This is a genomic window from Flavobacterium sp. (genome assembly GCF_044341265.1).
In the GTDB taxonomy this organism is placed as follows: domain Bacteria; phylum Bacteroidota; class Bacteroidia; order Flavobacteriales; family Flavobacteriaceae; genus Flavobacterium.
Genome location: NZ_JBIISA010000010.1, coordinates 1 through 19,888, shown reverse-complemented (window position 1 = coordinate 19,888; position 19,888 = coordinate 1). Strand labels below are relative to the sequence as shown.

The window sequence follows — 19,888 nt, the reverse complement described above, 5'->3', positions numbered from 1 at the left end:
TAAATTTGAAGCTAGAAAACTTAAAACCAAGTATGAAAAAAATAGTTTTATTACTAACAATTTTAACCTTAAGCATTTCTTTCTTTTCTTGTGAAGATTTAGATGACAATCAGGTAGAACCTATGTTGATTATTAAATTTAAGTTTGATCCAAATCAAGCTCGATTGAATAATTTAGGTCAGCCTTCATTTGTTCCTTTTGGTAATGGTGCGCAGTCACCTGTTTTTAACAAAATTTCTTCACATTATATTGAATTTGCCAAAGATGCAAACACGCAATTAGGCGATGGAAGTATTGTTTATCATGGTCAAGAAACAGCAATTGGAGGTGCTAATGCAATAGATTTTAGTAAAGCTAAAATTGTAGCTGAAGGAGAAGCTTTTTTAGAAATCCCTCTTAAAGATTTAGCAATTGGAAGTTATGAATGGTTGAGAGTTTCGTTATCCTATCAGAATTACCAAATAAAAATTCGTAAACCAGGTTCGAGTCTTGAGTATGATGGAACTTTAGAGAGTTTTGTAGGATTCAATACTTATATAGGAACTCATAGCATTGGTAATACTTTTTTCCAAGTTGATGCCAATAAGCCACAAGGATATTGGGCCTTTGCACTAAATGATTTTCCATATTCTGCATCAGGTCAGGCTCCAGCAGGAGCAACGACAGTTCCAAATCCAATTGCTGCAACATCATCAATTCCTTTAACTTCATGTGTTGTCACAGGAAAATTTAATACTCCATTAGAAATTACAGGATTAGAAAAGAAGAATGTTGTAATAACAGTTTCATTATCTACCAACAAAAGTTTTGAATGGATTGATACTAATGGTAACGGAAAATTTGATCCATCTCAAGGTGAGAATGTTGTTGATATGGGATTAAGAGGATTGATTCCGTCTTACACAAAGTAGTTTTGTTTAAGAAAAAACATCTTTTTTGTCAATATAACACTTTGAAAATCAACAAGTGTTAAACTCACTTTAAATTGATTATAAATTACGACGAAAAGGTTGTAGTTAATGTCAAATAGCTGTATTTTTGTTTGATTTTTTAAAATAAATTATACAATCTTATGGCAAAATCTGCACTTTTAAAGTCATCTATCGCAAAAAAATACTGGATGGCTCTTACGGGTTTATTTTTATGCTTGTTTTTGGCAGGACATTTAGCCGGAAATCTACAATTGATTTTTGGAGACGCATTACAATTCAATAAGTATGCGTTATTTATGACTTCAAATCCAGCAGTTAAGTTACTTTCTTATGTAACCTACATTTCAATTTTATTTCATGCAGTTGATGGTTTTATGTTAACCTATCAAAATGTTAAAGCAAGACCAGTTGGTTACGCAAAATCCAATCCAGGAGCGAATAGCTCATTTTCTTCTAGAAATATGGCAATCTTGGGAACTTTGATTTTGGTTTTTATTGTTACACACATGGTTAATTTTTGGGCAAAAATGCATTTTGATAAAAACATGCCTTTGCAAACAATTACTGTTGAAGCAATGGGACAAAAACAAGACCTATACTTAACAACTAATGAAGGATACTTGCCTGTGCAACAAGTTGCGAAATCTTATGATGAGGCGACAAAATCTGGTCTTCAAACTTACATTGAAAACAGAACAGAATTTTACAATACTCAGGCAAAAGTAAAAGTTGGAGAAGGTTATAAGGATCTTCACAAAATTACAGTAGCATTTTTTAAAGATGCAAAATACGGTTTAATTGCAACAATTCTTTATGTGATTGCAATGGCTGTTTTAGCTTTTCACTTGTTACATGGTTTTCAAAGCGCTTTCCAATCGTTAGGACTTAATAATCCAAATTGGACACCTAAAATCAAGTTTTTCGGAACTGCTTTTGCAATTGTTGTTCCGTTGTTGTTTGCAATTATTCCAGTTTACATTCACTTTTTCTTAAAATAATCAACATCAGATATATATTATGAAGTTAGATTCTAAAATACCAGAAGGGCATATTTCACAAAAATGGACTGATTATAAAGATCATTTAAAATTAGTTGCCCCAAATAATAGACCAAAAATTGACATTATTGTTGTAGGAACTGGTTTAGCAGGAGCTTCGGCTGCCGCTTCACTTGGTGAAATGGGTTATAATGTTAAAGCTTTTTGTTTTCAAGATTCACCTCGTCGTGCGCACTCAATTGCAGCTCAAGGAGGAATAAACGCTGCTAAAAATTACCAAAATGACGGAGATAGTATTTTTAGATTATTCTATGATACTATTAAAGGTGGTGATTACAGAGCTCGTGAGGCAAACGTTCACCGTTTAGCAGAAGTTTCAGGAAATATTATCGACCAATGTGTGGCTCAAGGAGTTCCTTTTGCACGTGATTATGGTGGATTATTAGATAACCGTTCGTTTGGTGGTACTCAAGTTCAAAGAACTTTTTATGCTGCTGGACAAACGGGACAACAATTATTATTAGGAGCATACTCTGCTTTATCAAGACAAATTGGACTTGGACGTGTAAAAATGTTCAACCGTCACGAAATGTTAGATTTAGTAAAAGTAGACGGAAAAGCCCGTGGAATTATAGCACGTAACTTGGTAACAGGTGAATTAGAAAGACATTCAGCTCATGCAGTTGTTATTGCATCTGGAGGTTATGGAAATGTTTATTTCCTTTCTACAAATGCCATGGGAAGTAACGTTACAGCTGGTTGGAAAATTCACAAACAAGGAGCATTATTTGCTAATCCATGTTTTGTACAAATTCACCCAACATGTATTCCAGTTCACGGAACCAATCAGGCGAAATTAACTTTGATGTCAGAATCATTACGTAATTCAGGTCGTATTTGGGTTCCTAAGAAAAAAGAAGATGCGGAAGCAATTCGTGCAGGAAAATTAAAACCAACACAATTATCAGAAGAAGATAGAGACTATTTCTTAGAAAGAAAATATCCTGCTTTTGGTAATTTAGTGCCACGTGATGTGGCTTCAAGAGCAGCAAAAGAAGTTTGTGACGAAGGAAAAGGAATTGAAGCAAACGACACTAATGAAGGAGTTTACTTAGATTTTTCTACTGAAATTCAAAATAAAGGAAAACAAGCAGCTTACGCGCAAGGAAATCATAATCCAACTCCTGAGGAAGTTACTTCTTTAGGAAAACAATGGTTGAAAGAGAAATATGGTAACTTGTTTACTATGTATCAAAAAATTACGGATGAAAATCCATATGAAACCCCAATGAAAATTTATCCAGCAGTTCACTACACAATGGGTGGTGTTTGGGTTGATTATAACTTGCAATCTACAATTCCTGGTTGTTTCGTTGCTGGTGAAGCAAATTTCTCTGACCATGGTGCTAACAGACTAGGAGCTTCAGCTTTAATGCAAGGTTTAGCCGATGGTTATTTCGTTCTTCCTTATACAGTTTCTAACTATCTAGCAGACGAAATTAGAACTGGTAAAATTTCAACAGATACTCAAGAATTTGCTGATGCAGAAAATAGAGTTAAAGATTCTATTGATAAATTCTTAAATAACAAAGGTTCTAAATCGGTGGATCATTTTCACAAACGTTTAGGATTAATTATGTGGAATAAAGTTGGTATGGGTAGAAATGAAGCAGGTTTAAAAGAGGCTATTGCTGAAATTACTGCTTTAAAAGAAGAATTTTACAGAGATGTAAATGTTCCTGGAAACGCAGATGAACTAAATCCACAATTAGAAAAAGCATTACGTGTTGCAGATTTTATTGATTTAGGTCAATTAATGGCAATGGATGCTTTACAAAGAAACGAATCTTGTGGTGGTCATTTCCGTGAAGAATATCAAGATGCAGAAGGAGAAACACTTCGTGATGATGAAAACTTCTCATTTGTTGGTGCTTGGGAATACAAAGGTGATGATATCACTAAAGAAGAGCTTCACAAAGAAGAATTGAAATACGAGTTTATTAAAATAGCCGCAAGAAATTACAAATAATAGAGTTATGAGCGCAGCAAAAAATATAAATATTACCCTAAAAATTTGGCGTCAGAAAAACTCCAAAGCTAAAGGGAATTTAGAAACATATAAATTAAATGATGTTTCTACAGCAAGTTCGTTTTTGGAAATGTTAGACCAATTGAATGAGCAATTAATCAATGATAAAATTGAGCCAATTGCATTTGATCACGATTGTCGTGAAGGAATTTGCGGAATGTGTTCTTTATATATCAACGGTCGTGCACACGGTCCAGATACAGGAATTACAACTTGTCAATTGCACATGAGAATGTTCAATGATGGTGACACAATTTTTGTTGAACCATGGAGAAGTAGAGCGTTTCCAGTAATTAAAGATTTAGTTGTTGATAGAAGTGCTTTTGATAGAATTCAACAAGCTGGTGGTTTCGTTTCTGTAAATACATCAGGAAATACAATTGATGCGAATGCAACTCCTATTAATAAAAACGATGCAGATAAAGCTTTTGAAGCAGCTGCCTGTATTGGTTGTGGTGCTTGTGTAGCAACTTGTAAAAATGGTTCAGCAATGTTATTTGTTGGAGCAAAAGTTTCTCAATATGCATTATTACCTCAAGGAAAAGTTGAAGCTACAAATCGTGTATTAAACATGGTGCGTCAAATGGACGAAGAAGGTTTCGGAAACTGTACTAATACAGGAGCATGTGAAGTAGAATGTCCAAAAGGAATTTCTCTAGAAAACATCGCTCGTATGAACAGAGAATATTTAAAAGCAAGTGTTAAGTAATTAACTACTTATCAAAATAGTTTAAAAAACGCATTCATTTATTTGGATGCGTTTTTTTATTTAATAAAATTCAAATCAATTATCTTTACGGAACAAATTTTTGAAATTAATATGAAAAAATTTCTTTTTTTATCAACTGTAATTTTACTTTTTAGTAATTTGTCAATGGCACAAAATCTGAAACTAATGACTTATAATATTCGTTTAGATGTGGCAAGCGATGGTGAAAATGCTTGGTCTAATAGAAAAGACTATTTCTGCTCGCAACTAGCATTTTATGATCCAGATGTTTTCGGAATTCAAGAAGCCTTACCCAATCAAGTTATTGATATCGCAACTGCCTTACCCAAATATAATTATGTAGGAGTAGGTAGAGATGGCAATGGGAAAGGCGAGTCATCCAATATATTTTACAAAAAAGATAAATTTGAATTGTTGCAAGAAAGTACATTTTGGTTGTCGGAAACTCCAGAAGTTATTTCTAAAGGTTGGGATGCTGCTCTGAATAGAGTTTGCACTTATGCCTTGTTGAAAGACAAAAAAACAAAGCAAATATTTTGGGTTTTCAACACACATTTTGATCATATAGGAGAATTAGCCCGAACAAATTCCATACAATTAATCCTTTCAAAAATTAAGTGTTTTAATACTAAAAATTATCCTGTCTTTCTTATGGGTGATTTCAACTCTGAACCATCTGAAGAACGAATAATAAATCTTAAAAAAGAAATGTTTGATAGTCACGATGTTTCTATGGAAAAACCATTTGGTCCATCAGGTACTTTCAATGCTTTTAAACATAATGAAGCGGTAACAAAAAGAATTGATTACATCTTTTTATCAAAAAATAACAATCTTAAAGTTATAAAATTTGCCGTTTTGAGTGACTCAAAAGATTTGAAATATCCATCAGATCATTTGCCAGTTTATGCCGAAATAAGTTTTAATTAAAAGCATTTTTTTATCTTTGGAAAACTAACAAACAACATAATGAGAAACTTTTTTTTGCCACTACTTCTTTTTATTTCAATAGTTTCATTCGGACAAAATTATCACAAATACGTCAATCCAATGATTGGAACTGGAGGTCATGGTCATACTTATCCTGGAGCAACTGTTCCGTTTGGAATGGTGCAACTTTCACCAGATACCAGAATTGATGGAAGTTGGGATGGATGTTCAGGATATCACTATGATGATTCAGTAATTTATGGGTTTTCTCACACACATTTAAACGGAACAGGTTGCACCGATTATGGCGATATTATGCTAATGCCAACAATGGGTGAGCACAATTTTATTCCAAATGAATATGGTTCTAAGTTTTCCCATTCTAATGAAAAAGCTACTGCCGGATTCTATTCAGTGAAGTTAGATAAACATAATATTGATGTTCGTTTAACCTCTTCTACACGTGTCGGATTTCATGAATACACCTTTAATAACGCTGGACAAGCTAATATAATTCTAGATTTAAACCATAGAGATAAATTGCTATATGGCGATGTGAAAATTATTGACAAAAAAACGATTCAAATTCTAAGAAGAAGCGAAGCTTGGGCAAAAGATCAATACGTTTATGCTCAAATTGAATTTTCTGTACCGTTGGAAATTTCAAATTCTCATGCAGATGAGAAAATTAGCCCAACATTTTTCGCTGGTACGGAACTAAAATTGGCATTTTCGAAACAAGTTAAAAAAGGTGAAAAAATTTCAGTAAAAGTTTCACTTTCACCAACAAGTTACGAAGGAGCAAAATTGAATATGTCTGAAATAAAAGGTTGGGATTTTAATAAAGTTAAACAAGAAGCCGAGCAACTTTGGGACAAACAATTATCGAAAATAGAAATTACAGAAACAGATAAAGATAAGTTGTCCATTTTCTACACCGCTTTATATCACACAATGGTTCAGCCCAATATTGCGCAGGATATTGATGGGAAATACCGCGGTAGAGATAATAAAGTACACAGTGGTGAAGGATTTGATTATTACTCGGTTTTCTCTCTTTGGGACACGTTTCGTGGCGCACATCCATTATATACATTAATCGAAAAGAAACGCACTGCCGATTTCATAAATACTTTTTTAAAACAATACGAACAAGGCGGAAGATTACCAGTTTGGGAATTAGCGTCCAATGAAACCGATTGTATGATTGGTTATCATTCGGTTTCGGTTATGGCTGATGCAATGGCAAAAGGAATTACAGGTTTTGACTACGAAAAAGCATTTGAAGCCGCAAAGCATTCGGCGATGCTAGATCATTTAGGATTAGATGCTTATAAAAAACAAGGTTTTATTTCAATGGATGATGAACACGAAAGCGTTTCTAAAACCTTAGAATATGCTTACGATGATTGGTGTATTGCTCAAATGGCTCAAATTTTAAATAAAAAAGAAGACTACGAGTATTTCATGAAACGTTCACAAAGTTGGAAGAACATTTTCGATTGGAATACCGGTTTCATGCGACCAAAGAAAAATGGAGGTTGGGATAAACCATTTGATGCAAGAGAAATCAATAATAATTTTACCGAAGGAAATTCTTGGCAATATTCGTTTTTTGTACCACAAGATATTCCGGGAATGATTGAAGCGTATGGTGGAAATGATAAATTTGAAGCCAAACTAGACGAAATGTTCAACTCTGAAAGTAAAACTACAGGAAGAGATCAAGTTGACGTAACTGGATTAATCGGACAATATGCACACGGAAACGAACCAAGTCATCACATGGCATATTTGTACAATTACATTGGAAAACCAGAAAAAACTACAGAGAAAGTACATTACATTTTAAATAATTTTTACAAAAACACACCTGACGGATTAATAGGAAACGAAGATTGCGGACAAATGAGTGCGTGGTATGTTTTGAGTTCAATGGGGATTTATTCGGTTACGCCAGGACAAATTGAATGGTCAATAGTTAAACCTTTCTTTGAAAATATTAAAATTACTACTGATAAAGGATTAAAAACATTGAATAATAAAACCCCGAAAAGTTATTTTAAATTTTTGGATACTAAATTTGAAAAGTATGCAATTACAGATGATTTTGATGTTGCAAATGCAGTTAAAGAAGAAGATTTAATTAAAGACATTATTCCTGTTCCAGTAATTCAAGCAGAAAGTAAATCGTTTAAAGATAAAATGATTGTTTCTTTTGATTCATTTGATAACGAAGTAGAATACTTTTATAGTATTAATAATAAGAAATTCGAAATGTTTTCAAATGAGTTAATTTTGAATGAAACTTCAACTATTAAATTTTATTTAGCTAATGGATTTGGAAAAGTTAGCGACACCATTTCAGCAACCTTCTTCAAAAAACCAAACAATTACACTATTGATATAAAATCTACATATAATCCTCAATATCATGCTGGTGGAAAGGATGGTTTATTAGATGGAATTAATGGAACAACAAATTGGAGAAAAGGAGATTGGCAAGGATATCAAACTCAAGATTTTGAAGCCATTGTTGATTTGCAAAATGTAAAAGAAGTATCCAATTTTAGTGCAACCTTTCTACAGGACCAACGTTCTTGGATTTTAATGCCAACTAAAGTAGAATATTATAGTTCGACAGACAATGTCAATTTTACATTAATATCAACTGTTGCCAATGACGTTGATCCAAAAAAAGACGAAAACGCTATTAAAGATTTTAGTTTTACAACTTCAAAACCTATCAATGCAAGATATATAAAAGTAAAAGCCTACAATTACGGAAAACTACCAGAATGGCATTTGGGTTATCCTTACAATGGAGATGCGTTTATTTTTATAGATGAAATAACAATTAAATAAAATCTGCGAGAATCCGTGTTTTCACGAAGTGAATCCGTTTCATCCGCGTTCTAATAAAAGATACTGAAACAAGTTCAGCATATATGAAAATAGCCTTAATCCAAACCGAATTATCCTGGGAAAATCCCAATGAAAACAAAGCTTTACTTCAAGAAAAGATAAATGCTATTTCGCAATATGTGGATTTAATTGTTTTGCCCGAAATGTTTACATCAGGTTTTACAATGAATCCGAAAAACGTAGCTCAAACCATGCAAGGTGAAGCTATTTCATGGCTAAAAGAAACAGCAAAAGATAAAAATTGTGCCATCACAGGAAGTTTAGTAATCGAAGAAAACGGCAACTATTTCAATCGATTGGTTTTTGTGTTTCCATCAGGAGAAATTCAAACTTATGATAAACGCCATCTGTTTACATTAGCAGGAGAAGACAAAGTTTACACATCTGGAAAGGATAAATTAATTGTAGAATATAAAGGATTCAAAATCTGTCCGCTTATTTGTTATGATTTACGTTTCCCAGTTTTTGCCAGAAATGTAGAAAATTATGATGTGTTGATTTATGTAGCCAATTGGCCAAAACCTCGAGTAAACGCTTGGGATATTTTGCTAAAAGCACGCGCAGTAGAAAACATGAGTTATGTAATTGGAGTCAATCGTGTTGGTATGGATGCTAATAATCTCGAATACATCGGACATTCGCAAGCCGTTGATTTTCTTGGAAATTATATTCAAGAACCTCAAGAAATAGAAGGCGTTTTTATAGTCGAATTAGATAAAAACGAAATGATAGAAACTAGAAAAAAATTAAATTTTCTAAATGACAGAGATGAATTTAAGTTGGTTTAATTTTCCAAAAAACTAAGTTTGAATATAAACTCGAAGCTTGCAACCCGAAACTCGCAGACTAACTATTTCCCAACATCAACTGGTTGTTCCACATCCCAGTTAGCTCTCACATCAACTTCTTTTGGAAAGTAAATTACTTCCTCACTTTGGCGTTGTTCTAGAAAGCTTCCTGGTGTCCATCGCTTATTTTTATCATCGTCATAGATTACACGAATGGTATATTTTGCAGGATCAATTAAGTCAAAATTCAATAACGTTTCCTTTTCAGAATATTGACTAACAATAACTTTTCCGTCTTTATCAGTTAATTCTACAATAACAGGAAAACGTTTTACATTCTCGAGTTTTATACGAAGATTTCCATAATCAGATAAGTTGTTGGTAGAAAAATCAAAAGATAAGCTATCATTTTTTCTATCATAATAATCCGTTAATGCTTCCGGCAAAACTTTTAAATTGTATTTTTCTAAAGGTTCTTTATTAAAGATAAACTTTAACTCTTGCTTTTGTTCATCATACTCATTAGTAAATTTTACTTCTGTAGAATCTTTATTAATAAGTTTCATTTTCGTTACGTCCCATTTTGTCAATGGAACATTCGATTTTATTGCAAAATCATCTCTAAAGCTGATGGTTCCTTGTTGTTCTGAACTAAATCCTAAAGTATCTCTTTTTTGTTCTTTAACTTTTAAAGAAAAGGTCTTTTGAAATTTATTCTTTGAAACATCAATACTCAATGAATCGCCTTTTATAGCTTTAAACCATACTTGAAGTGAATCTTTCTTAGGTAATTGTGTAACCACAAAAGGAATGGTTTCAGAGTTCTTTTTAAGCGCTATTTTTATATCTTTAGGATTTCCTTCATATCCAACGGTAAATCTTGAACCAGAAGCCTGTGATGCGTTTACAGCTTTAAAAATTGGTTCCTCTTTAAAAAGTTCTAATTCGTAAATAGTATCATTCGGAATAGTAATAAATTCCTTTTGAAATCCTATTTTTTCAGTTTTAGGATCAAATTTATTGTTTCCGTTTACATCTTTCAAAGCAATCAAACGGTATTTTCCTTCTTTAATATTCTCAAATTTAACCAATTGCAAACTGTCCAAAGTGTTAGTAATATATCTTGGCACTTGTTTGTAAATTATGGAATCATTATATTTATCATTGGCATCATAAAGCATTATGGAAACATAATTATCTACTTTTCTCTCAATAGCATCTTTTACTTTTGCACCCAAATTCAATGAATCTATATAACTTCCAGTAGAAAAAACATATTTGAATTGTTGGTAAGGATTTCCTTCGTTGTTATCTTGAATACTTTTTCCGAAATTAAAACTGTAAGTAGTGTTTGGAAGAAGTGTGTCTTTAATTCTGATAGTAATAACTTTACTTGCGTTGTAAGGTAAAATCTCTGGTTGACGCTTCATTGGTGGCGAAATGATAAGCTGCTTATTAATGTCTTTCAACTTAATGTATTCGTTAAAACTGATTTTTATTTCCTTTCCAGTGAAATTTGTAGAGAAATTTTTAGGTAAACTATTGACCATTTTTGGAGCAATAGTATCTTTCATACCGCCAGTGATAGAGCCTCTTTTAGCACATCCAATCACTAGAAAAACTAGTAATAGTAAAACATATTTAAAAACACCTTTTTGCATCAATTCTTTAATTTCTTACCGCAAAATAACAATTATATTTAGTGGAAACGAAATCTTTTTATTTATAATTAACTAAAAATCACTACTGCGTCATTGCCATACAAACAATACTGATTTTTGAACCCGGAATTTTTAGCAGTTCTCTACCACAAGCTTCAAGCGTTGAACCAGTTGTAATTACATCGTCAATTAATAAAAAATGTTTATTGTGATGGGATTCGTTATAATTAATCCCGAAGATGTTTTCTACAACTTCAGCTCTTCCAAAAATTGATTTAGTAGTTTGAGTTTTTGAATAAACATTTCTTACCAAAATAGTTTCATCATAAGATTTGTTCCAGCTTTTTGAAAGAGCTTCGCCAAAAGTAGTTACTTGATTATAACCACGTTCTTTAAATCTTTTTTTATGTAACGGAATTGGAATTATGAAATCAACATCTTTTAGTTCTTCAACATTTTTCAACTCTTCTGCATACCAATATCCAATAGCTTCACCAATTTCTTGATGACCTTTGTATTTCAGTTTGTGAATCATTTCTTGAACAATTCCTTTTTTGTGAAAATACATCAAGCTTGAAGCAAATTCTATAGGAATTCGACCATAAAATTTCGAAAAAACGTCATTGTTCTTGCTTAAATGTTGATTTGTAAGCGGAATATCATGTCGGCATGAAGTACAAATTACAATTTCATCTTTCAATAAAAACGAATTACAACCTGCACAAGCTTTAGGAAAAAAGAGATTTATGATGCTTTGAATCATTAAATTGGGCTAATATTTTTATAAAAATATAAAAATCAACGATTCATTGGTTATTTATATTAAATTTTAATTTCACTTTTATATTTTTGCACCATTATGGCAAAACAAGAAGATTTATTTAAAAATGTGGTTTCGCACGCAAAAGAATACGGATTTATTTTTCCGTCAAGCGAAATTTACGATGGTTTAAGTGCAGTTTACGATTATGCACAAAATGGTGTTGAATTAAAGAAAAACATCCGCGAATATTGGTGGAAAGCAATGGTGCAAATGCACGAAAACATTGTTGGACTTGACGCGGCAATCTTGATGCATCCAACAACTTGGAAAGCTTCAGGACACGTTGATGCTTTTAACGATCCATTAATTGACAACAAAGATTCTAAAAAAAGATACAGAGCAGACGTTTTAATTGAGGATTATGCCGAAAAATTAAATCTGAAAGCTAAAAAAGAAATCGAAAAAGCGCGCGAACGTTTTGGCGAATCTTTTGACGAAGAACAATATAAAACAACAAACCCACGTGTAATGGAATATCTTTCAAAAGAGAGAGAAATTCTTGAACGAATGGGTAAATCGTTAGGAAATGGCGATTTAGAAGACGTAAAAGCATTAATTGAAGAATTAGAAATTGCTGACCCAGAAACAGGTTCAAGAAATTGGACAGATGTAAAGCAATTCAACCTAATGTTTGGAACAAAATTAGGTGCTTCTGCTGAAAATGCAATGGATTTGTACCTTCGTCCAGAAACAGCGCAAGGAATTTTTGTTAATTTCTTAAATGTTCAAAAAACTGGTAGAATGAAAATTCCTTTTGGAATTGCTCAAACAGGTAAAGCCTTTAGAAATGAGATTGTTGCTAGACAGTTTATTTTCCGTATGCGTGAATTCGAACAAATGGAAATGCAATTTTTTGTAAAACCAGGCGAAGAGATGAAATGGTATGAATACTGGAAAACTAACCGTTTAAAATGGCATTTATCTTTAGGATTGGGTGAGAAAAATTATCGATTCCACGATCATGAAAAATTGGCGCATTATGCTAATGCTGCTGCTGATATCGAATTCAACTTCCCATTCGGATTTAAAGAATTAGAAGGAATTCATTCAAGAACCGATTTCGATTTGAAAGCTCACGAACAATTTTCTGGTAAAAAACTACAATATTTTGATAACGAAACTAATTCTAATTACGTTCCTTATGTAGTAGAAACATCAGTTGGTTTGGATAGAATGTTTTTATCGGTTTTTGCAACTTCATTAAAAGAAGAAACTCTTGAAGATGGTTCAACTAGAACTGTTTTGAGTTTGCCAAGTGTTTTAGCACCAACAAAAGCGGCTGTTTTGCCATTAGTTAAAAAAGATGGACTTCCAGAAGTCGCTCAAAGTATCATAGACGATTTAAAATGGGATTTCAACGTAGCATACGATGAAAAAGACGCTGTAGGAAGACGTTATAGACGTCAAGATGCACTTGGAACACCATTTTGTATCACAGTTGATCATCAAACATTAGAAGATAAAACAGTAACCATTCGTCACAGAGATTCAATGAAGCAAGATAGAGTTGCGATTTCTGAATTAAGAGGAATTATCAACGAAGAAGTTTCTATGAGAAATTGGTTAATGAAAACAATATAAAGTACGAAGTTTGAAATACGAAGTATAAAAAAGGCGAAAAGTGTAACTTTTCGCCTTTTTTACTATAATCTCATTTGTTAAAATCTATAGCCAATATTTAAGTCACCTCTAAATGATGCATCGGGTGCAACGTCTGAATTTCCTAATGTTCTTCCTGCACCAACTAAAATTTCAAATACAAATCCAGAATTATTTATCCATTTTTTTCCTAAAGCTATACCTAGAGAAGCAGCACTGTATTTTGTTGGTTCTACATCATCGGTATATTTATTAAATGTTCCTGAACTGTATTTTCCAAAACCTTCAACAAAAAAACCTTTAGCGCCATATTCTTTAGATTCTTGAAAATAAAATCTTGCAAAAGGTGTTAATGAAAAATCTTCAGGATAATCATTTCCTTTTGCATCAAAATTTACCAAAATTGAACTTCCAAAGGTGAAGTCTTTACTTTGAATATATTCATAAGTTCCTTCAAAAATGGTTCCACCTAACATTTTTAAAGCACCAAATTTTAATTCATGTTTTTTATCACCAAAATTTTTCTTTGTAAATGTTTGGTTGGTTGTGTTTTCTTGGGAAAAACCAAGTGAAAAGCCAAGTAAGCTAAAGATTATAATTTTTTTCATTGCGTTTTTTAATCAAAAATAATGATATCAATGACGTAACCAATTATTTTAACAATAAATTTAATCTTCTTTAGGTAGGTTGATTTCACTTAAAACAAAATCTCTAACTTTTTCCCAAGTTTTAATGTTTAGTGAGTAATATATATTGTTTCCTTTATTTTTTCCTTTGATTAATTTTACTCTTTTTAATTCTGAAAGGTGTTTTGAAACTGTTGATTGCGCCAAAGGCAAAACTTCAATAATATCTCCACAGCAAGATGTTGGATTATCCATTAAAAACTGAATAACTTTCAATCTAGCTGGATTTCCTAATGCTTTTAAAACATCGGCCATTTCATTGATTTTAAAGGAAAATCCGAAGGTTTTAGTGATTCCCATATCGCTATATATAATTAAAATAGTTTGTTTTTATAATCTTTTAATTCACAAATAAATTATCTTCATCATTTATAATTGAATTACAATTTTTAGATAATTTGTTTCCAAATTTAGAAAAGATTCTTTTACTGTAAATTCATTTATAGATATTTTTTATCCATAGATTATTGTTTTTACTTTTATCAATCTGTAATTGATAGTATTACAGCTCTATTTTATATTTTGATATAGATATAATACGATAAATAGAACACTTGATTTTTGTCAAATTTTTTTGAAGGTTGTTAACAACATCAACATAATTATTATTAGAAACGATTTTTTTAGCTTTTTTACTTTTTCTGACGATTTTACTTACAATTCAATGATGAGAATTATTTCTTTGTTTGACTTTTATTTTATATTATTTTTTGAATAAACACATATAAATAATTAAAATACAGTGTATTATAATTATTTATTAAATTATATTATAGCTATATGTAGATACAATATGATTTTTATTTTTTCTCCCCCATTTTTATAAAAAAGTAAGAAAAAACCTTAATAATATTGCGTTTAATCGACTTTTCCTACCTTTCAACTAAAAAGGGTATATTGTTAAAAAGTCGTAGTTCACATCTGTTTGAATATTCTACAAAACTTCTAATTTAGTAACGTTGTAAAATGTGTGATTTATAGCAAAAAATAGTCCCCAAAACTATCCTTTATTTAACATGAGTTGTGTGAACTCATTAACCTAATGCTTTACCCCAAAAAGTAAAGCAATTGAAGAATTTTACATTCGTAATTATTGATGACAACCCCAAAAATAGGTTGAAGACCAAAGCCACGGCTGAAAGTTTTCAAAACCTTACCTTTTTGGCAATGGCTGATAATTATGAAGATGGAATAGATATTGTTTTAGAATACCATCCAGACGTAATTTTTCTTGAAATTGATCCTCAAGACGAGGAATCTAAGTTGTCATTGGCTTTTATCAATGAATTACACCGCTATTTATCAGTAATTCCTAAAATAATTGTTACTACTACAAATGATGCACTTTGTTTACAGTCTTATAAATATGGTGTTTTTGATTATTTAATCAATCCTATAGAAACTAAGGAGCTTCGTAAAAGTATATTCCGTTTAGATAAAGAATCGTCAATTAGTACTTCTTCTACTATATCTAGTAAGGTTAGTGCACCTTCAATAATAGTTCCAGACATTGCTAAGGTTGAATCAACTGTAATTGAGTCAGAAATCACTCCAATTGAGTTGGTTACTTTTGAAGTTCAAGAAGAAGTTGTAGAAACTAATGAATCACATATTCCTAGTGAAGAAATCAATGATGTTGAAGAAACTGAATTAATCGATGATAAAATTGATATAAGCGAAGAAGTAGCTTCTGAACCAAAAGAAAATAACACAACGTTTGAAATTAAAGGAGGAAAAGATAAACCCTTAATTATTTGTGTTAAGTCTTACGGTGATTACCGTTATATAGACGCTAAAGACATTTGCTATCTACAAGCAGACAACAACTCTACTGACATTCATTTAAATACAGGAGAAATGATTACTGCTTTTAAAACACTAAAGCATTTTGAAGGTGTTCTTAGTTATCCTTTCGTTAGAATTCACAATAGTTATATACTTAATATTGACTATGTTTCTAGAATTCACACTGGAAATGCTGTTTGCCACATTAAAAATACAACTACAAAACTTCCGTTTTCTAAATCTTATAAAGAAAACATTGATGCAATTATAGCTTCAATAGCATCTGGAAATTACTTAGAAATCTAAGTATTCATTTCTTGATAAAACAGCACTTCATTTTGCTGTTTCTTATTAAAAATTAATCATAGACAAACTGCGCTTTTTCTCGTTAAAGTGATATTTGTATTTTTAAAACAATCAAAACAAATTGTAAACAACTGAAAAACAATGTTTTAATCTTGTTTTTTTCTTTTTTTAAAACCACGTAAAACTACGTGGTTTTAAAAAATGTCATTCACCCAAATTTGAGCATCATTCACTATCAAATGATGTCATTCTACATCATACACGTGAAAACGTATTTATCGAAACCTAATGCTGTAGTAGTTTTACGACGTCAAAAGCCCCAAACAAGTTTTAAACGACTGGCTTTGCGAACAACAATTAAAGTCTAACAAAAACATAAAATTACAATCATGAAAAAATCATTAGTAATATTCGGATTATTCTCTTTAATGATGGTATTAACATCTTTTACATCTCCAATTGGAGGAAGAAGCACACAAACTGACTTAGCTATTGGAGGAAGAAGTACACAAACTGACTTAGCTATTGGAGGAAGAAGTACACAAACAGATTTCGCAATTGGAGGAAGAAGCACACAAACTGATTTCGCAATTGGAGGAAGAAGCACACAAACTGATTTCGCAATTGGAGGTAGAAGCACACAAACTGATTTTGCAATCGGCGGAAGAAGTACACAATGTGATTAATTCTTTTAAACATATACAGATACAAAGAAAACTACCAATTACGATTGGTAGTTTTTTTTTTGGATAATGTTTACTACTTTTGAAAAAAATCAATTCAAAAATTGGTAAAAAAAATTAAAATATTAGTATTTTCTCTTTTGTTTATTAGCTGTAATAAAAGCAATGATATATCTGAAAAAACTTCATCAGATAGTTTGTCATATTATATGAATGTTGTTAACAGTAATAATCTATCAGATCAAAAAAAAATAATAGCTTTAGACAAAAGTTATTTATTTATTAATAATTTAAAGAATACTAAAAAAAACAGAGATACTTTGTTTAGTATAATGTTAAATTATTACAATCTAAAACAATGGAAGAAATATACAAAAACTGCAGATAAATTATTTAAGTATTCATTATCAAATAATGATTCAATAAATTTAGCTAAATTTTATCGATACCGAGGCAGTTATTATAAGAGGGAAGAACTATTCGATAGTTCTTTTTATTATTATTTAAAAGCTGAAAAAATTTATTTAAAAAAAAATGATAATGATAATTATGGGGTTGTTTTACTGAATAAGGGTATTGTTCAATATTTTGTAGGAGATTATTTAGGGTCAGAATTGTCGTTGTCAAAAGCGTATTATATTTTTAAAGAATCAAATGATAAAAACAAACTTTATGGAACTTTAAACCAGTTAGGTCTTGTTTATAACGAACTTAAGGAATATGAAAGAGCAGCAGACTCTCATTTAAAAGCTCTCGAAATTGTTAAAAATTATGATTTACAGAGCGAAGAAAATCAAGAGGCTGTGTGTTATAACAATTTAGGATATCTTTTCTTAAAGCAAAAGAAGTATAATGAAGCTATAAAAAATTTCGAGAAGGCTTTAAATGATAAAAACATAATTATTGAAGACCCTGAATTGTATTCAAATCTAATTGATAATCTTGCATATTGTAGATTAAAAATTAATTATTTTAGTCAACTACCTGGGTTATTTATAGAAGCATTGAATATTAGAAAGAAATCTAATAGTTATACAGAAATTGTTGGAAGTTACATTCACTTATCAGAATATTATCAAAAAGTAAATGACATCAATTCTGCTATAAAATACTCAAATGAAGCATTAAGAGTTGCTCGTGAATCTAAAATTCCTGTCAACATTGTCCTAGCATTAAAACAAGCTTCTATTGTTGATGATAAAAATGCTTCTGCCTACACTGATGATTATATTCGGATAAGTGATAGTCTTCAAATTATTGAAAGAAACTCCAAAGATCGTTTTGCTCGTATTGCACTTGAAACTGATGAACTTCGTAAAGAAAAAGATGGTTTAGTTGAGCAAAACAGAGATATTCTTAACTACTTTATGGGAACTATGGCTTTCGTTGGGGTTCTGTTTTTTATGAGAGCACAAAGAGCACGACGAAGAGAACTTGCTCTTACCCAAGCTCAGCAACGTGCTAATGAAGAATTATATAAATTAATCATATCACAACAAAATAAACTTGACGAAGGCAAAGTCTTTGAAAAAAATAGAATTGCCAAAGAACTTCATGATGGTGTTCTAGGAAGAATGTTTGGTTTGCGACTCAATCTTGATGGCTTAAACAAAAGAACAGACGAGGAAGCAGTTCAAGAAAGACTAAGGTATTTAGAAGAATTAAAAACTATTGAGCAAGATCTTCGGGAAATTTCTCATGAGTTGAGTAGGGAAAAATTTGTTTTAATTAATAACTTTGTGGCTATTGTTAATGGATTGCTTGAAGAGCAAACTAAAGTAAATCCAGCAAAATTAACAGCAACTATTGGCGAAAATATTGATTGGGATAAGCTTTCAAATACTACAAAAATTAATTTGTATCGAATTCTACAAGAGAGTTTGCAAAACATAAATAAGTATGCCAATGCAAATATTATAAAAGTTGACTTTAAAAAAGATAAAAAAGGAAATTTAATTCTTAATATTGTAGACGATGGCGAAGGCTATGATGTAAAAATGAAAAGTAAAGGAATTGGAATGAAAAATATGGTTGACAGAACCCACGAAAGTGACGGAACCATTGAAATAAAATCTGAAAAAGATAAAGGAACTCAAGTATTAGTTGTAGTTCCGCTTGAACATAAAACTATAAAAGTATAACAATGCCCCAAAATATTAATGTATTAATCGTTGACGATCATCCTTTTATTATTCAAGGATATAAAAATGTGATCAAATTATTTCCTGACAAAAACATTGAATTCACATTTTATGAAGCAATTGATTGTAAAACAGGATATGAAGCTGTAATTAATCCAGCGGCAAAATATGATTTAGCCTTTCTTGATGTGAGTATGCCTACCTACGAAGAAAAAAACATCAACACAGGTGAAGACATTGCAAAGTTGCTAATTAGCGAGATGCCAGAATGTAAAATTGCTCTCTTAACAATGCACTCTGAAAGTCTAAAGGTGCAATCCATTATTGATGAAATCAATCCTCTTGGTTTAGTTATAAAAAATGATTTGGGTTTTGAAAGTATGATTTTAGCTCTACAAACAATACTTAGAGGAGAAAAATATTATAGTGATTCGGTTATTAAATTTTTGAATAATCAACAAAAAGAAAAAGTGTATGTTGATGTTATAGACAAACAAATCTTACACTACTTAAATAAAGGTGTAAAATATGACGATATTCCACTTTACATAACAATTTCATCGAGTTCTGTGAAAACTAGAAAAGAAAACATGAAAGAGCTACTTGGAATTAAAGGATGTAATGATTCAGAATTAGCAGCAGTTGCCAAAGACCGAGGCATGTTATTATAAAAAAAAAAGCGATACAATTACGGAGGGCACTGAAAAACATCGTTTATTTTGATTAGCACCGTTTTTTAGAGAATAAAAAAACGCTTATAGTAGGATTTTATACATCCGTTATAAGCGTTTTACTTTTTGCAACTGTTTTTT

16 protein-coding genes are annotated in these 19,888 nt (G+C 31.2%); 12 read left to right on the top strand and 4 right to left on the bottom strand.

From position 1 onward, the window contains the following. The first annotated feature begins 32 nt into the window (after window positions 1-32). From ACIQ06_RS06810 to ACIQ06_RS06780, 7 genes are all read left to right on the top strand, one after another. Complete coding sequence (locus ACIQ06_RS06810; protein WP_396144783.1) at window positions 33-911, top strand: hypothetical protein; 879 nt, start codon at window positions 33-35, stop codon at window positions 909-911. 161 nt (window positions 912-1,072) lie between these two features. After that, a complete protein-coding gene (locus ACIQ06_RS06805; RefSeq protein ID WP_396144781.1) occupies window positions 1,073-1,930 on the top strand; it encodes a succinate dehydrogenase cytochrome b subunit in 858 nt (285 codons plus the stop codon). Between the two features lie 19 nt (window positions 1,931-1,949). Beyond that, window positions 1,950-3,959 carry a fumarate reductase/succinate dehydrogenase flavoprotein subunit gene (locus ACIQ06_RS06800; protein ID WP_396144779.1) on the top strand — a complete coding sequence of 670 codons (2,010 nt, stop codon included), beginning with the start codon at window positions 1,950-1,952 and terminating at the stop codon, window positions 3,957-3,959. Between the two features lie 7 nt (window positions 3,960-3,966). Next, complete coding sequence (locus tag ACIQ06_RS06795) at window positions 3,967-4,728, top strand: succinate dehydrogenase/fumarate reductase iron-sulfur subunit (RefSeq protein WP_344815669.1); 762 nt, start codon at window positions 3,967-3,969, stop codon at window positions 4,726-4,728. Between the two features lie 111 nt (window positions 4,729-4,839). Next, window positions 4,840-5,679: an endonuclease/exonuclease/phosphatase family protein gene (locus ACIQ06_RS06790; RefSeq protein WP_396144776.1), complete on the top strand. Its 840-nt coding sequence runs from the start codon at window positions 4,840-4,842 to the stop codon at window positions 5,677-5,679. Between the two features lie 39 nt (window positions 5,680-5,718). Continuing rightward, window positions 5,719-8,544, top strand: coding sequence for a GH92 family glycosyl hydrolase (locus tag ACIQ06_RS06785; protein WP_396144774.1), 2,826 nt, complete (start codon window positions 5,719-5,721; stop codon window positions 8,542-8,544). A gap of 83 nt (window positions 8,545-8,627) precedes the next feature. Next, window positions 8,628-9,392, top strand: a complete 765-nt coding sequence (locus ACIQ06_RS06780; protein WP_396144772.1) for a nitrilase family protein — start codon at window positions 8,628-8,630, stop codon at window positions 9,390-9,392. 62 nt (window positions 9,393-9,454) lie between these two features. Here ACIQ06_RS06780 and ACIQ06_RS06775 read toward each other — a convergent pair whose 3' ends face one another. Then, window positions 9,455-11,053, bottom strand: coding sequence for an Ig-like domain-containing protein (locus ACIQ06_RS06775; protein ID WP_396144770.1), 1,599 nt, complete (start codon window positions 11,051-11,053; stop codon window positions 9,455-9,457). An 82-nt stretch (window positions 11,054-11,135) separates the two neighbouring features. Then, on the bottom strand, window positions 11,136-11,816 hold the full coding sequence (locus ACIQ06_RS06770) for a ComF family protein (RefSeq protein ID WP_396144768.1): 681 nt from the start codon (window positions 11,814-11,816) through the stop codon (window positions 11,136-11,138). 96 nt (window positions 11,817-11,912) lie between these two features. On the opposite strand from ACIQ06_RS06770, the gene ACIQ06_RS06765 reads away from it, so the two are divergent. Further along, entirely contained in the window at window positions 11,913-13,457 is a 1,545-nt protein-coding gene (locus ACIQ06_RS06765) for a glycine--tRNA ligase (protein WP_396144766.1), read from the top strand. Window positions 13,458-13,534: 77 nt separating this feature from the next. On the opposite strand, the gene ACIQ06_RS06760 is transcribed toward ACIQ06_RS06765, so the two are convergent. Continuing rightward, on the bottom strand, window positions 13,535-14,083 hold the full coding sequence (locus ACIQ06_RS06760; protein ID WP_396144764.1) for a hypothetical protein: 549 nt from the start codon (window positions 14,081-14,083) through the stop codon (window positions 13,535-13,537). Window positions 14,084-14,143: 60 nt separating this feature from the next. After that, entirely contained in the window at window positions 14,144-14,461 is a 318-nt protein-coding gene (locus tag ACIQ06_RS06755; RefSeq protein WP_396144762.1) for an ArsR/SmtB family transcription factor, read from the bottom strand. 768 nt (window positions 14,462-15,229) lie between these two features. On the opposite strand from ACIQ06_RS06755, the gene ACIQ06_RS06750 reads away from it, so the two are divergent. The 4 genes from ACIQ06_RS06750 to ACIQ06_RS06735 all read left to right on the top strand — a co-directional run bounded on the left by ACIQ06_RS06750 (window position 15,230) and on the right by ACIQ06_RS06735 (window position 19,747). Then, on the top strand, window positions 15,230-16,252 hold the full coding sequence (locus tag ACIQ06_RS06750; RefSeq protein ID WP_396144760.1) for a LytR/AlgR family response regulator transcription factor: 1,023 nt from the start codon (window positions 15,230-15,232) through the stop codon (window positions 16,250-16,252). 389 nt (window positions 16,253-16,641) lie between these two features. Further along, window positions 16,642-16,938 (top strand): hypothetical protein, encoded by a 297-nt coding sequence (locus ACIQ06_RS06745; protein WP_396144757.1) that lies wholly within the window; start codon window positions 16,642-16,644, stop codon window positions 16,936-16,938. 101 nt (window positions 16,939-17,039) lie between these two features. Further along, window positions 17,040-19,076 (top strand): tetratricopeptide repeat protein, encoded by a 2,037-nt coding sequence (locus ACIQ06_RS06740; protein WP_396144755.1) that lies wholly within the window; start codon window positions 17,040-17,042, stop codon window positions 19,074-19,076. Window positions 19,077-19,078: 2 nt separating this feature from the next. After that, on the top strand, window positions 19,079-19,747 hold the full coding sequence (locus tag ACIQ06_RS06735) for a response regulator (RefSeq protein WP_396144753.1): 669 nt from the start codon (window positions 19,079-19,081) through the stop codon (window positions 19,745-19,747). The last annotated feature ends 141 nt before the right edge of the window (window positions 19,748-19,888 follow it).

What these genes read in the sequence shown, in the direction of transcription:
- ACIQ06_RS06810 (WP_396144783.1), top strand. Translation starts at nt 33, where the DNA reads ATGAAAAAAATAGTTTTATTACTAACAATTTTAACCTTAAGCATTTCT.
- ACIQ06_RS06805 (WP_396144781.1), top strand. Translation starts at nt 1,073, where the DNA reads ATGGCAAAATCTGCACTTTTAAAGTCATCTATCGCAAAAAAATACTGG.
- ACIQ06_RS06800 (WP_396144779.1), top strand. Translation starts at nt 1,950, where the DNA reads ATGAAGTTAGATTCTAAAATACCAGAAGGGCATATTTCACAAAAATGG.
- ACIQ06_RS06795 (WP_344815669.1), top strand. Translation starts at nt 3,967, where the DNA reads ATGAGCGCAGCAAAAAATATAAATATTACCCTAAAAATTTGGCGTCAG.
- ACIQ06_RS06790 (WP_396144776.1), top strand. Translation starts at nt 4,840, where the DNA reads ATGAAAAAATTTCTTTTTTTATCAACTGTAATTTTACTTTTTAGTAAT.
- ACIQ06_RS06785 (WP_396144774.1), top strand. Translation starts at nt 5,719, where the DNA reads ATGAGAAACTTTTTTTTGCCACTACTTCTTTTTATTTCAATAGTTTCA.
- ACIQ06_RS06780 (WP_396144772.1), top strand. Translation starts at nt 8,628, where the DNA reads ATGAAAATAGCCTTAATCCAAACCGAATTATCCTGGGAAAATCCCAAT.
- ACIQ06_RS06775 (WP_396144770.1), bottom strand. Translation starts at nt 11,053, where the DNA reads ATGCAAAAAGGTGTTTTTAAATATGTTTTACTATTACTAGTTTTTCTA.
- ACIQ06_RS06770 (WP_396144768.1), bottom strand. Translation starts at nt 11,816, where the DNA reads ATGATTCAAAGCATCATAAATCTCTTTTTTCCTAAAGCTTGTGCAGGT.
- ACIQ06_RS06765 (WP_396144766.1), top strand. Translation starts at nt 11,913, where the DNA reads ATGGCAAAACAAGAAGATTTATTTAAAAATGTGGTTTCGCACGCAAAA.
- ACIQ06_RS06760 (WP_396144764.1), bottom strand. Translation starts at nt 14,083, where the DNA reads ATGAAAAAAATTATAATCTTTAGCTTACTTGGCTTTTCACTTGGTTTT.
- ACIQ06_RS06755 (WP_396144762.1), bottom strand. Translation starts at nt 14,461, where the DNA reads ATGGGAATCACTAAAACCTTCGGATTTTCCTTTAAAATCAATGAAATG.
- ACIQ06_RS06745 (WP_396144757.1), top strand. Translation starts at nt 16,642, where the DNA reads ATGAAAAAATCATTAGTAATATTCGGATTATTCTCTTTAATGATGGTA.
- ACIQ06_RS06735 (WP_396144753.1), top strand. Translation starts at nt 19,079, where the DNA reads ATGCCCCAAAATATTAATGTATTAATCGTTGACGATCATCCTTTTATT.